At 43.9% G+C, this 14,662-nt stretch carries 9 protein-coding genes, 2 tRNA genes and 3 rRNA genes; 3 read left to right on the top strand and 11 right to left on the bottom strand.

Going from position 1 to position 14,662, the window contains the following annotated elements; all coding sequences use genetic code 11:
• Nucleotide 1: 1 nt before the first annotated feature.
• Entirely contained in the window at nt 2–877 is an 876-nt protein-coding gene (locus F895_RS01025) for an SDR family oxidoreductase (RefSeq protein ID WP_005244394.1), read from the bottom strand.
• Between the two features lie 180 nt (nt 878–1,057).
• Between F895_RS01025 and F895_RS01020 the strand changes: the two genes are divergently transcribed.
• Complete coding sequence (locus F895_RS01020) at nt 1,058–3,025, top strand: DUF2075 domain-containing protein (RefSeq protein ID WP_005244395.1); 1,968 nt, start codon at nt 1,058–1,060, stop codon at nt 3,023–3,025.
• Between the two features lie 66 nt (nt 3,026–3,091).
• On the opposite strand, the gene F895_RS01015 is transcribed toward F895_RS01020, so the two are convergent.
• Nucleotides 3,092–4,894, bottom strand: a complete 1,803-nt coding sequence (locus F895_RS01015; protein ID WP_005244397.1) for an acyclic terpene utilization AtuA family protein — start codon at nt 4,892–4,894, stop codon at nt 3,092–3,094.
• Between the two features lie 195 nt (nt 4,895–5,089).
• On the opposite strand from F895_RS01015, the gene F895_RS01010 reads away from it, so the two are divergent.
• The gene (locus F895_RS01010; RefSeq protein WP_005244401.1) at nt 5,090–5,689 is read left to right on the top strand and encodes a TetR/AcrR family transcriptional regulator; all 600 of its coding nucleotides are present in this window, start codon (nt 5,090–5,092) and stop codon (nt 5,687–5,689) included.
• Nucleotides 5,686–6,195 (top strand): GNAT family N-acetyltransferase, encoded by a 510-nt coding sequence (locus F895_RS01005; RefSeq protein WP_005244402.1) that lies wholly within the window; start codon nt 5,686–5,688, stop codon nt 6,193–6,195. The genes F895_RS01010 and F895_RS01005 overlap by 4 nt, the downstream gene beginning before the upstream one ends.
• A 190-nt stretch (nt 6,196–6,385) precedes the next feature.
• Here the strand turns inward: F895_RS01005 and F895_RS01000 are convergent, their stop codons facing one another.
• The 9 genes from F895_RS01000 to F895_RS00960 all read right to left on the bottom strand — a co-directional run bounded on the left by F895_RS01000 (nt 6,386) and on the right by F895_RS00960 (nt 14,577).
• Complete coding sequence (locus tag F895_RS01000; protein WP_005244405.1) at nt 6,386–7,549, bottom strand: acyl-CoA dehydrogenase family protein; 1,164 nt, start codon at nt 7,547–7,549, stop codon at nt 6,386–6,388.
• A gap of 134 nt (nt 7,550–7,683) precedes the next feature.
• The gene (locus F895_RS00995) at nt 7,684–8,247 is read right to left on the bottom strand and encodes a DUF4256 domain-containing protein (RefSeq protein WP_005244406.1); all 564 of its coding nucleotides are present in this window, start codon (nt 8,245–8,247) and stop codon (nt 7,684–7,686) included.
• A gap of 22 nt (nt 8,248–8,269) precedes the next feature.
• Nucleotides 8,270–8,617: a GFA family protein gene (locus tag F895_RS00990; protein ID WP_005244407.1), complete on the bottom strand. Its 348-nt coding sequence runs from the start codon at nt 8,615–8,617 to the stop codon at nt 8,270–8,272.
• Between the two features lie 89 nt (nt 8,618–8,706).
• A complete protein-coding gene (locus tag F895_RS00985; protein WP_005244408.1) occupies nt 8,707–9,099 on the bottom strand; it encodes a putative signal transducing protein in 393 nt (130 codons plus the stop codon).
• Between the two features lie 92 nt (nt 9,100–9,191).
• A 5S ribosomal RNA gene (gene rrf / locus F895_RS00980) occupies nt 9,192–9,306 on the bottom strand.
• 174 nt (nt 9,307–9,480) lie between these two features.
• Nucleotides 9,481–12,372 (bottom strand): 23S ribosomal RNA (locus F895_RS00975).
• A 400-nt stretch (nt 12,373–12,772) separates the two neighbouring features.
• Nucleotides 12,773–12,848: transfer RNA gene (locus tag F895_RS00970), tRNA-Ala, on the bottom strand.
• A 55-nt stretch (nt 12,849–12,903) separates the two neighbouring features.
• Nucleotides 12,904–12,980 (bottom strand) — tRNA-Ile (locus F895_RS00965).
• Nucleotides 12,981–13,039: 59 nt separating this feature from the next.
• Nucleotides 13,040–14,577: ribosomal RNA gene (locus F895_RS00960) — 16S ribosomal RNA — on the bottom strand.
• Together the 16S, 23S and 5S rRNA genes with 2 tRNA genes alongside form the textbook arrangement of a ribosomal RNA operon.
• Nucleotides 14,578–14,662 lie beyond the last annotated feature (85 nt).

Consider the following 14,662-nt stretch of genomic DNA (forward strand, 5'->3'; position numbering starts at 1 on the left):
TTTATTCTCCATCAGTTTTGAATATGTCAGGGATAAAAGCACGATGGAAACCATTAAAGGCTTCATTGTTGATTGCATCAGCCAATGGATACATCCGTGTGCCTTGTGAAGCAGCCCCATCAATGCGGAGGGTGACACCTGATACAAAAGCCGCTGCATCAGAAAGTAGATAACAAATCGCCGAGGAAATTTCTGATTCTGTACCCATACGTTTTAACGGCACATTACTCGCTAAACTTGGAATGATCACTTTTGCAAAATCACCGCTATAATTGTCCATGCCCGAAGAAATAATCCAGCCCGGTGCAACTGCATTGACACGTACTCCAGATTTACCCCATTCCACTGAAGCCGTTTTGGTCAGATTATCTACCCCTGAGCGTGCTGCGCCTGAATGCCCCATGCCCGGCATACCGCCCCACATGTCTGCGGTCATATTCACAATGCTGCCGCCGTGCTTTGTCATCCACTGGTTATAGGCTTCTCGCATCAGGTAAAAAGTTGAGTGCAGGTTATTACGAACCACGGCATCAAAACCATTGGCAGAAATATTCTCTAATGCAGAAGGAAATTGTCCACCCGCATTATTGACTAAACCATCGAGCTGGCCAAATTTTTCCAGCACTTCCGCAATCATGTTTTTGACTTGCTCTTCATCACGGTTGTCACAGACGATGAAATGGACCTTGCCGCCATCTTCCAGAATTTCCTGGCTAACCTTTTCCAGTTTTTCAAGTTTGCGTCCAGTAATGATGACTTGCGCTCCTAAGGATGCCAGTTCATGTGCAGTACAACGGCCAATACCAGAGCCACCTCCTGTTACAATAATGACTTTATCAGCAAACGCATCTGGCCTGAAAATTGATTGATAACCCATGTTTTATGATCCATTCATCTATTATTTTTAACTGAATACACACTACCAAGCAAGTGCTTGGTTTGTAAAGTACCAAGATGCCTTTCTTATTCAAATTAAAATGTCACTTTTTGCTAAAATATTATTTCTAGTGCTAACATGCTGTTCAATTTAAGATTTTTTAAACGTTAAAAACTCACAATGAATACAAGCTATTATCAAAATTCGATAGATTTTTTTTTAAATGAAAATAAAAATGCAATTTTTGGACAACTTGCACGTCATCATCAACATGATTTAGAAGATTTACAGAAAAATGCTTGGCTTGAACAAATTGATTTTCTAAAACAGGAGCTTAAAGAGTTCTGTGGGCACTTATATTTTGAGTTCTCTATCCCTAGAATGGGAAAACGAGTAGATAATATATTAATTATAAATAATTTAGTCTTTGTAATAGAGTTTAAAGTAGGCGAAAAAAGTTATTCAAACTATGCTCAAAATCAGACAATTGACTATTGCTTAGATTTACAAAATTTTCATGAAGGAAGTCATAATAAAACGATTATCCCGATTCTTATTGCGACGAACGCCCCAAATACGACCTCTCAGATTGATAACTCTCTAGGCTTAACCAGCTGTATCCTGTGTAATAAAGACAATTTTAAAGCAACTTTGATTCAAATTTTAGACCAAGTAAAAACAGATGAATGTTTAAATATTCATACTTGGGAAAATAGCATTTATAAGCCGACACCAACTATTATTGAGGCTGCTCAAGCCTTATACAAAGGCCATAGCGTTAAAGAAATTTCACGAAGTGATGCCGGTGCGATTAACTTATCAAGTACTTCTATTCGAATAAACGAAATTATCGAAGACTCGAAAGCTCAGCATAAAAAATCAATCTGCTTTTTGACTGGGGTTCCTGGTGCCGGAAAAACACTTGCTGGACTAAACATCGCGAATGAACGACTAAAAGCCGATCAATCAGAACATTCCGTATTCTTATCTGGCAATGGTCCATTAGTGGATGTCTTGAGAGAAGCCTTGACTAAAGATTCAGTAGAGACTGCTAAAAGAAGTGGGCAGAAAATTTTACGTACAGAAGCAGAACGGAAAGCAAAGGCTTTTATCCAAAATATTCATCATTTTAGAGATGACAATTTAAGAACGCCTCATGCCCCTATTGAAAAAGTTGTCGTTTTCGATGAAGCACAAAGAGCTTGGCAAAAAGAACAAGTCTCCAAATTCATGCAACAGAAAAAGGGAATCCAAAACTTTGATATGTCTGAGCCCGAATATCTAATCAGTGTGATGGATCGGCACGATGATTGGTGTGTAATTATATGTCTGATTGGTGGCGGTCAAGAAATTAACACTGGTGAGGCAGGTGTTTCAGAATGGATCGATGCTCTCAAAACAAAATATTCATCTTGGGATATTTATTACTCAGATAAGATTTTGGCTGAACCTAACACCTATCTAAATAATTTAGATTTATCAAATTGGCTAAAACAACATGGACATCAAAAAACTGATCTTCATTTATCGACTTCTGTCCGCTCATTTCGAAGTGAAAAAGTTGCATCCTTGATCCAATCCATTTTAGACAATCAAAATGATCTAGCTGCTCAAATTTATCAAGAAATTAAACACAATTATCCAATCAAAATCACGAGAGATTTAAGCAAAGCAAAAGCCTGGTTAAGACATCAAGCGAGAGGTACGGAAAGAATTGGACTGATCGCAAGTTCAGGCGCTAAAAGACTAAAAGCAGAAGGCATATATGTTAAAAATGATATATCTCCAGCTGATTGGTTTTTAAATCATCAGGATGATACCCGGTCATCTTATTACTTAGAGGATATTGCGACTGAGTTCGATATCCAAGGACTTGAAATCGACTATACCTGCGTAACTTGGGATATTAACCTCTATTATGATCAGGGTTGGCAATTTCAAAGTTTTAAAGGCTCAAAGTGGCAGAATATTAATAAAGACTCAACTAAAAATTACCTTCTCAATGCTTATAGAGTTCTATTAACGCGAGCCCGACAAGGTATGGTTATTTTTATTCCTGCTGTAGATGGAAAAGATCCAACAAGACCTCAAAAACACTATGACTCAATCTATGACTATCTGCTTTCTTGTGGGCTAGACATAATATAAAAAGTATCGGAGTTTCGCTTGTACTGCTTTAGGACAAACGAAACTCCGATACCAGATAAATGCAGCTCAAGATATTAGTTTTCTAGGCACTTTCACCGGCATATCTAATAGTTGCTGTGCAAAGGCTTTGCCCTGCGGGTCAATCCGCAAACTGGCAATCCCACCTCCACCCAATGCATTTTCCAGCATGAAATTCAGTGCATGCATCTCTGGCAACTCATAACGAATGACGTTTGATTTTTCAGGATCAAGAACATGCTGCATATACGCTGCAACATTGGCTTCAGTCAGTGCTGCACGAATCCAAGGTAAATATTCAGCCTTGCGTGCAATTACCCCGATATTGCTATGATTGCCTTTATCGCCACTGCGCGCATGTGCCACCTCAATCAAAGGCACTTCAACCTCATCGCCTTGATATACAGCCACGTCACCGACGGGATGTAGCTCGACCTCTGGTGCCGTTTGCCCTGTTGGAATCTGTACGGGATAACGCTGCCCTGCAAAATCGACTTCGACCTTTAATTGATCTTTATCAATCAAGAATGAAAATAGTTTCACCACGGCCGATGCTTTAGGGCGACCACCAACAATCCCTGCCAATGCAGGTGCCATGCCTGTTGAAGCTTGGGCAATTTCAGAAGCAAAGAACATACAGGCTTCTTTAAACAGATGCTTAACCGCGATCTTAACCACCACTTCACGACTGTCTTTCACTTTCGCATGTGCACCATAAGTACTTTCAATGCCGAGAATTTCGACTGATTTTTCACTAAATGGTGGGACTGAGCGTAGTGCCAAGACGCGTTCACATTTATTCAGAATGGCATCCGCAATCACTTGGGCTTTTTCTGGTGCTTCACGACCTGCGATTAAGAAACTGACCAAGACTCGATAACCATCTGCATAGGTCGCACTGACTTTATATTGCTGAGTTGGCGGACGACCTGTGGCACCAGTCACTTTGACTCGATGCTCTCCCACCTGTTCTAAATGTACTTGGCTAAAATCAGCGCTTACATCGGGTAAAAGATAGGCTTGCGGATTGCCAATTTCGTAAACGATCTGCTCTGCTACAGTCGCAGTCGAAACCAATCCACCCGTTCCTTTAGGCTTGGTCACGATAAATGAGGCATCAGCGCTGACTTCTACGATTGGAAAGCCCATATTGTCAAAGCCTTGAACCAAACGCCAATCGGTAAAATTCCCCCCTGTACACTGTGCGCCACATTCAATCACATGCCCAGCCAAGGAACCTTGTGCTAGCTTGTCATAATCATCGAGGGACCATTTGTACTCATGCAATAATGGGGCAAGCACAACTGCGGAGTCGACCACACGGCCTGTAATCACAATATCTGCACCTAAGTCCAAAGCATCACGAATCGCAACTGCACCGAGATAGGCATTGCTACTGGCCACATGTGCAGGCAAGGCATCGCCATTAAACATTTCCTGAACATTTTGGGTGAGTAATTCAGCATGCTTTGGCAATACATCATCGCCTAACACCACAGCAACTTTTAAATCCAAGCCTTTTTCATCAATGATTTTCTGTAAGGCATCACGGCAAGCCAATGGATTTACCCCACCTGCATTACTGATCACTTTAATTTTTTTCTCAGCAATTTTATGGATCAGGGGTGCCATCACTCGACTGACAAAATCCAGTGCATAACCATGACTTGGATCCAGCATCATCGCCTTGGCCATAATCGACATGGTGATTTCTGACAGATAATCAAAGACTAAATAATCAATATCACTCAGATGCACCAACTGAAAGGCAGCGGTATTGGTATCGCCCCAAAACCCTGATGCACACCCGATTTTGACTAGCCTCTGGTCATCCTGTTTGACACTTGTCATGCGCTTTCTCATTGTTATTACTAAAAACGCCTTAACATTACCAAGCAAGTGCTTGGTTTGTAAAGTGCATAATGCTATGCTGTATTGGCAAGAACAGACAAACTCAAGCAAATGCTTGTTATAAAAAGATAAGACAATTCATGAAATGAATTTTGTTACAATAGACTTTAGATTAAACGGGATAGACGGATAGGCATGATCGCAACCTCAATTGAGCAAATACCCAAGATTGTTTGTTTTGATGACAGTCCACGCGGGCGTCTACTGCAAGGTGCTGCCTATCTGTTCTATAAGCAGGGTTATGATAAAACCACGGTTCGTCAGCTCGGTGAGTTTATTGGCATTCAATCGGGTAGCCTGTTTCATCACTTTAAAAGCAAAGATGAGATTCTGGCGACAGTGATGGAACAAACCATTATCTATAACTTCGCCCGCTTAAAAGAAGCGGCTGAACGCTCAGAAGATCCTGAACAGCAATTACGTCATCTCATTAAGGCTGAATTACTTTCCATTGCAGGTGATACAGGCGCTGCGATGGCCGTATTGGTGCATGAATGGTTTGCCCTTTCCAAAGAAAAACAAGACTATCTTTTGAAAATGCGTAATGAATATGAGCAAGTTTGGCTGGATGTGATTGAAAAACTACGTGCACTAGGTAAAGTCAAACATGATGCTTTTATCTGGCGTCGTTTGCTCGGCGGTTCAATTTCTTGGACTGTCACGTGGTACAGACCCGAAGGTAAAGTCAAAATTGATGAATTGACTGACATGGTTTGGGAAATGGCGGTGAAATGAGTCCAGTCTATTTGCGTAAGCCGCAACGCAGTGATTTAACTGAAATCAAACATGCCTACTCAAATAGTATTCATCTGCATCAACCGTGGACCTATCCGCCGAGTGATTTTGAACACTACCTCGCTCAAGAACATCGTTATTTTGTCTGCTTGAAAGAAAATCATGCCATTGTTGGCACCTTTAATATCTCCAATATTATCCGGGGTCACTTCCATTCTGCCTATTTAGGTTATGAAGCCTTTTATCCTTATGCAGGACAAGGCTATATGCGGCATGGACTGCAACTGGTTTTACACGAAGCATTTCAAACTCTCAATCTGCATCGACTAGAAGCCAATATCCAACCAGACAATCTATCCTCTATTCGCCTTGTTGCACATGCAGGTTTTATAAAAGAAGGGTTCTCTCGCCAATACCTGCGTGTCGGTGGAAAAGAATGGAAAGACCATGAGCGTTGGGCCATTTTAAATAGCGATTGGACCGATAAAAAATACCAGACTTTTTAATCGTTGAAATATCGGATCTATTAAGGTAAAAAGAAACTAATGCCAATTCTTTAGGCGAAATATATGCAACATCAAAGATTGCCGTTTTGGGTCTACGCTCAGGATTCATCTATTTGGTATATCGCAGTTCATTCTGAGGGAAAAGGAGCGTATTGGCTTGAACCAATACGATAAGCTCCTGGAGATCATTTTAATAACCCAATTGCTTACTAATTAAGTCCTTCATAATCTCTTCGGCACCTCCACCAATCATATTTACCTTCACTTCACGATAGATTCGTTCGGATTTGGTACCGCGCATAAAGCCCATACTTCCGAGTGTTTGTACCGCAGCATCAGCACAGAATTGCATGGTTTGAGTGGCAACATTCTTCAGCATACAAATCTGGGCGATCAGTTCACTGCCCTGCAATTCAGGCTTACCTAAACGATAAGCTGTATCCTCGAGTAAAGCACGAGTGGCGGTCAGTCGCGTAGCCATGTCCACCAATTTATGGCGCATCACCTGATGATCAACTAGACGCTTACCGAAGGTTTGGCGTTGCTGTGCCCAATCCAGTGCTTCCTCATAACAAGTCAAGGCAAAGCCATAACTACTGGCTGCAAGGAAAAAACGCTCCATATTGAAGTTATTCATAATCACCAGAAAGCCCATATTTTCTGGACCTAATAAATGGCTGGCAGGTACTTTGACATTATCAAAATGCAAATGCGCGGTATCTGAAGCCCACCATCCCATTTTATCTAGTTTGGTTTTAGTGATTCCTGCACTATGTGCATCTATGAGAAGCATGGATATACCATTTGCCCCTTTCGCATTCGGATCAGTACGCACTGCCACTGAATAATAATCCGCTCGCATCCCTGAAGTGATAAAGGTTTTTTCACCACTTACCAGAAAATAATCACCTTCACGCACTGCCTTGGTTTTAAGTGAAGCGACATCTGAACCACCTCCTGGCTCAGTAATCGCCAATGCCGATATCTTTTCACCTGATAAAATCTGAGGCAGCACCTGAGCTTTGACCACTTCATTGGCAAAATGTTGGATGGGTGGCGCACCAATGGTATGTGAAAGTAAGGAAGCAGCTAGACCACCCGAAGCACATTTTGCTAACTCAATCGAAGATAACAACGTATAAAATGCATCTGTACCCGCAATTCCACCATATTGCTCTTCAAACCCTAATCCCAACAAACCAATATCTGCTGCTTTCTTATAGAGCTCTCTCGGAAAGGTTTCACTTTCATCCCATTCATTGATAAAAGGCGAAATTTCTTTTTCAACAAAACGTCGAATACTCTTGGCAAATTCAAGATGCTGCTCGCTATAGTACAAAGGATTAAGGTGCATATTCTGCTTCCTAGCAATTATTGATCATTGTTTACTGAATGAACACTAAAGTAGCAAAAGCACAGAAACCAAGCAAGCGCTTGGCACAATTAAAGATTAAAAAAACATGTCCAAAGGGTCATCGAGTCATAAAACTATATTTTTAATCGACCACGAAATCCGCGGGTCGCATAATAAGATTGTGCGCCGTTGTGATAGGTAAAAACACGGCCATAACGGCTATCACAAAAAATTGCACCGCCCAATTTACGCACATCTTCAGGCGTTTTTACCCAACTTGAGGTTTTTAAATCAAAATGTTCAACCGATTGTAATTGCTTATATTGTTCTTCCGTCAGCAATTCAATTCCAATCACTTCCGCAACTTCAACCGCATTGTTTTCGGGCTTATGTTCTTTACGTGCATCTAAAGCAGCACGATCATAACACAGGCTTCTACGCCCTTTGGGCGTTTCCACGGCACAATCATAAAACGCAATTTCTGATGACTTTGAATCAAATGAAACTACATCTGGCTCTCCACCCGTATCTTCCATTTGATTGAGTGACCATAACTTTTCTGGCTGCTGTTGTAATCGATCTTCAATATCAGCCCAATTCAAGTCTTTATGACGATGCATATTTTTTTGAAAACGCTTTTTTAATCCATCTAGTAGTGCTGCAACTTGTTCTGGATCTAACTTTTTATGCTTGGTCATTTTTGTTCTCTAAATTTGATGATTACACCGAACGTCCATCAAAATGATTAACATTGATGCTTTCCAAATCTAAATCTTCGATACACCTGATATTAAGGGCATACATTTTATTGCCTTTAGGATCAACGCCAACTGCATAAGGATGAATGCCACAGCTCGTGCAAAAATGATGATCGATCACATGTTTATTAAATTGATAACTCGCTAATGCATCTTCTTGGACTGAAATATCAACCTGATCCGTAGGTAAAAACCATAATAACGAGCCTTTTCTTTGACAAATCGAACAGTTACATGACAATGCCTCGGTTAACTCCCCCTGTACAACAAAGGAGATTTTTCCGCAGTGACAACTTCCCTTATATTCCATTTTCTTTTCCTTTTTTAATTTTTATCTAGTATTAATGCATTGCTTATAAAAGTTCAAAGGTGATTCTGTTAATCAGTACTCAGGCAGGGCTAACTCCAGAAATGTTGGCATTGTTGACACTTAGTTCCATGTTTATAAAAAAATAACGGAAAACCAAGTAATAAGAAAACTAAATATGCGGGCCGCTTCCCTTCAGTATACGGCTGTATATCGCTACTACCACAACTAGGGCAACTTTCACTTGCTCCAAACTGTTGTTCTAATTCTTGGCTAAAGTCTTGTGCCAGTAACGCTTTCGCTTCATCTGCATAATGCTCAGGAACCAATAATCTAACACCACCTAAAGCATTGGAGTAAAGCCAATCCATATTAATGGTATGTTCATTTTCAATACGGGCAGGAATTTCAGCTGCTTCTAATTTCGTTTTAGCAATCTGAGCTTCATAAGGAAATGAAAAGCTTTGTACTATGATCCAAACCATATCAGAAAGCCCTTAAAACAACCAGTATATAAAATTCTAGCCAATAAAAAACACCCCAACCTCTCTCGAGATTGGGGTGTTTATTATTTAAAAGCTGGCGATGACTTACTCTCACATGGCAAGTGCCACACTACCATCAGCGCTAAGAGGTTTCACTTCTGAGTTCGGGAAGGGATCAGGTGGTTCACTCTTGCTATTGTCGCCAGCAAACTGTTGTGGTGCTTTCGGGTCTTAATCACGATGTATTCATCGTATGCCTTACTTACGGTCCAAAGAGTTATTAACGGATTAGTTAATTGAGTCGGTATTGTAACTAGTTTTCACACTAAATCAAGTTATGTATTGAATTTATCTTGAATACAACAACTGTTTGGGTGTTGTATAGTCAAGCCTCACGAGCAATTAGTATTGGTCAGCTTCACACGTCACCGTGCTTCCACACCCAACCTATCAACGTCCTAGTCTCGAACGGCTCTTTAGAGGAATAAATTCCTAGGGAAATCTTATCTTGAGGTAGGCTTCCCGCTTAGATGCTTTCAGCGGTTATCCCTTCCGAACATAGCTACCCGGCGATGCGACTGGCGTCACAACCGGTACACCAGAGGTTCGTCCACTCTGGTCCTCTCGTACTAGGAGCAGATCCTCTCAAATTTCCAGCGCCCACGGTAGATAGGGACCGAACTGTCTCACGACGTTCTAAACCCAGCTCGCGTACCTCTTTAAATGGCGAACAGCCATACCCTTGGGACCTGCTTCAGCCCCAGGATGAGATGAGCCGACATCGAGGTGCCAAACACCGCCGTCGATATGAACTCTTGGGCGGTATCAGCCTGTTATCCCCAGAGTACCTTTTATCCGTTGAGCGATGGCCCTTCCATACAGAACCACCGGATCACTAAGACCTACTTTCGTACCTGCTCGACTTGTGGGTCTCGCAGTTAAGCGCGCTTTTGCCTTTATACTCTACGCGTGATTTCCGACCACGCTGAGCGCACCTTCGTACTCCTCCGTTACTCTTTAGGAGGAGACCGCCCCAGTCAAACTACCCACCAGACATGGTCCTCGCCCCGGATTACGGGGCAGAGTTAGAACCTCAACATTACCAGGGTGGTATTTCAAGGACGGCTCCATTAGAACTAGCGTTCTAACTTCAAAGCCTCCCACCTATCCTACACAAGTAAGGTCAAAGTTCAATGTCAAGCTGCAGTAAAGGTTCACGGGGTCTTTCCGTCTAGCCGCGGGTACACTGCATCTTCACAGCGATTTCGATTTCACTGAGCCTCTGCTGGAGACAGCGCCGCCATCATTATGCCATTCGTGCAGGTCGGAACTTACCCGACAAGGAATTTCGCTACCTTAGGACCGTTATAGTTACGGCCGCCGTTTACTGGGGCTTCGATCAAGAGCTTCGCTTACGCTAACCCCATCAATTAACCTTCCAGCACCGGGCAGGCATCACACCCTATACGTCCACTTTCGTGTTTGCAGAGTGCTATGTTTTTAATAAACAGTTGCAGCGGCCTGGTTTCTGTGGCTGCCAATAGCTCAGGGAGCAAGTCCCATCACCGTCAGCAGCGTACCTTCTCCCGAAGTTACGGTACCATTTTGCCTAGTTCCTTCAGCAGAGTTCTCTCAAGCGCTTTGGTCTACTCGACCTGACCACCTGTGTCGGTTTCGGGTACGATTCCTGTGTAACTGAAGCTTAGAGACTTTTCCTGGAAGCATGGTATCAGCCACTTCACTGTACAAGTACAGCTTGCTATCAGCTCTCAGCATAGAGCACCCCGGATTTGCCTAAGATGCATGCCTACTGCCTTCCACCTGGACAACCAACGCCAGGCTGACTTAACCTTCTCCGTCCTCTCATCGCATTACACAGAAGTATTGGAATATTAACCAATTTCCCATCGACTACGCCTCTCGGCCTCGCCTTAGGGGTCGACTCACCCAGCCCCGATTAACGTTGGACTGGAACCCTTGGTCTTTCAGCGAACGGGTTTTTCACCCGTTTTGTCGTTACTCACGTCAGCATTCGCACTTCTGATACCTCCAGCATACTTCTCAATACACCTTCATCGGCTTACAGAACGCTCCCCTACCACTTGACTTAAAGTCAAATCCGCAGCTTCGGCACATAGTTTTAGCCCCGTTACATCTTCCGCGCAGGCCGACTCGACTAGTGAGCTATTACGCTTTCTTTAAAGGGTGGCTGCTTCTAAGCCAACCTCCTAGCTGTCTATGCCTTCCCACATCGTTTCCCACTTAACTATGATTTTGGGGCCTTAGCTGGCGGTCTGGATTGTTTTCCTCTTGACTACGGACGTTAGCACCCGCAGTCTGTCTCCCGGATAGTACTCATTGGTATTCGGAGTTTGCATCGGTTTGGTAAGTCGGGATGACCCCCTAGCCGAAACAGTGCTCTACCCCCAATGGTATTCGTCCGAGGCGCTACCTAAATAGCTTTCGGGGAGAACCAGCTATCACCAGGCTTGATTAGCCTTTCACCCCTATCCACAAGTCATCCCCTGGCTTTTCAACGACAGTGGGTTCGGTCCTCCAGTTAGTGTTACCCAACCTTCAACCTGCTCATGGATAGATCGCCTGGTTTCGGGTCTATACCCAGCAACTAAACGCCCTATTAAGACTCGATTTCTCTACGGCTCCCCTATGCGGTTAACCTTGCTACTGAATATAAGTCGCTGACCCATTATACAAAAGGTACGCAGTCACCGAACTAGTCGGCTCCCACTGCTTGTATGCATGCGGTTTCAGGATCTATTTCACTCCCCTCACAGGGGTTCTTTTCGCCTTTCCCTCACGGTACTGGTTCACTATCGGTCAGTCAGGAGTATTTAGCCTTGGAGGATGGTCCCCCCATATTCAGACAAGGTTTCACGTGCCTCGCCCTACTCGTCATCATTGTGTGTGCCCTTTCGTGTACGGGAATATCACCCTCTACGTTCGCACTTCCCAGAGCGTTCCACTAGAACACACACAACTTAATGGGCTGCTCCCCGTTCGCTCGCCGCTACTAAGGGAATCTCAATTGATTTCTTTTCCTAAGGGTACTGAGATGTTTCACTTCCCCTCGTTCGCTTCATAAGCCTATGTATTCAGCTTATGATACCCGCCTTATAGCGGGTGGGTTCCCCCATTCAGAAATCTCCGGATCAAAGGATATTTGCCGCCTCCCCGGAGCTTTTCGCAGGCTATCACGTCTTTCATCGCCTCTGACTGCCAAGGCATCCACCACATGCACTTAATTACTTGACTATACAACCCCAAACAGTCGCTAACACATACAAGTGAGTGTTATCGTTGCAAACTTAATTGCTACTGATTCGTTGTCTGTGCATTTAAGCACTGTACAGCTTCAATCTAAATTCATATACCAAAACGCTTGATTCAGTGTTTTTGCTAGTTCTCAGATTAACTCTTCATCTAACTGAAATACTTACGTATTACCGTTAGTGTCAAATTAATCGAGTTTGAACAATTTATTTCAGACTCAATTCTACTAATCTGTTAATGATTAACTACCACCTCGTCGGTGCGTAGTAAACTGTGATAAATCACAGAGATTAATAAACCAGTCAACTTGGACTGTATTCACTAAACTCTATAATCTTCTTAGCTTTGAATTAATTTCGTTCTTACAAACTCTTTTAATTCATGGTGGAGACTAGGAGAGTCGAACTCCTGACCTCCTGCGTGCAAAGCAGGCGCTCTACCAACTAAGCTAAGTCCCCAGCTTATCACTTAATGAACGACATATCTTTCAATCTAAGCTACTGCAATCAGATTTGGTGGGTCTGACAAGACTTGAACTTGTGACCCCACGCTTATCAAGCGTGTGCTCTAACCAACTGAGCTACAGACCCTCAGATACATCTTCGAAGAACAACTTGTTGTGGATTCTTACCAGTCACCAATCTTTCGTTAAGGAGGTGATCCAGCCGCAGGTTCCCCTACGGCTACCTTGTTACGACTTCACCCCAGTCATCGGCCACACCGTGGTAAGCGTCCTCCTTACGGTTAGACTACCTACTTCTGGTGCAACAAACTCCCATGGTGTGACGGGCGGTGTGTACAAGGCCCGGGAACGTATTCACCGCGGCATTCTGATCCGCGATTACTAGCGATTCCGACTTCATGGAGTCGAGTTGCAGACTCCAATCCGGACTACGATCGGCTTTTTGAGATTAGCATCCTATCGCTAGGTAGCAACCCTTTGTACCGACCATTGTAGCACGTGTGTAGCCCTGGCCGTAAGGGCCATGATGACTTGACGTCGTCCCCGCCTTCCTCCAGTTTGTCACTGGCAGTATCCTTAAAGTTCCCGACATTACTCGCTGGCAAATAAGGAAAAGGGTTGCGCTCGTTGCGGGACTTAACCCAACATCTCACGACACGAGCTGACGACAGCCATGCAGCACCTGTATCTAGATTCCCGAAGGCACCAATCCATCTCTGGAAAGTTTCTAGTATGTCAAGGCCAGGTAAGGTTCTTCGCGTTGCATCGAATTAAACCACATGCTCCACCGCTTGTGCGGGCCCCCGTCAATTCATTTGAGTTTTAGTCTTGCGACCGTACTCCCCAGGCGGTCTACTTATCGCGTTAGCTGCGCCACTAAAGCCTCAAAGGCCCCAACGGCTAGTAGACATCGTTTACGGCATGGACTACCAGGGTATCTAATCCTGTTTGCTCCCCATGCTTTCGTACCTCAGCGTCAGTATTAGGCCAGATGGCTGCCTTCGCCATCGGTATTCCTCCAGATCTCTACGCATTTCACCGCTACACCTGGAATTCTACCATCCTCTCCCATACTCTAGCTTCCCAGTATCGAATGCAATTCCCAAGTTAAGCTCGGGGATTTCACATCCGACTTAAAAAGCCGCCTACGCACGCTTTACGCCCAGTAAATCCGATTAACGCTCGCACCCTCTGTATTACCGCGGCTGCTGGCACAGAGTTAGCCGGTGCTTATTCTGCGAGTAACGTCCACTATCCTAGAGTATTAATCTAAGTAGCCTCCTCCTCGCTTAAAGTGCTTTACAACCATAAGGCCTTCTTCACACACGCGGCATGGCTGGATCAGGCTTCCGCCCATTGTCCAATATTCCCCACTGCTGCCTCCCGTAGGAGTCTGGGCCGTGTCTCAGTCCCAGTGTGGCGGATCATCCTCTCAGACCCGCTACAGATCGTCGCCTTGGTAGGCCTTTACCCCACCAACTAGCTAATCCGACTTAGGCTCATCATTTAGCGCAAGGTCCGAAGATCCCCTGCTTTCTCCCGTAGGACGTATGCGGTATTAGCATTCCTTTCGGAATGTTGTCCCCCACTAAATGGCAGATTCCTAAGCATTACTCACCCGTCCGCCGCTAGGTTAGGTAGCAAGCTACCCTTCCCCGCTCGACTTGCATGTGTTAAGCCTGCCGCCAGCGTTCAATCTGAGCCATGATCAAACTCTTCAGTTTAAAATCATTAGTAGCTTATGGCTACAAATCTTGGCTCATCAATTTTCTGACTAAAAATTCGCTCAAATAAACTTCGAGAAATTTC

It is taken from the genome of Acinetobacter sp. CIP 64.2, from assembly GCF_000369645.1.
Classification (GTDB): Bacteria; Pseudomonadota; Gammaproteobacteria; order Pseudomonadales; family Moraxellaceae; genus Acinetobacter.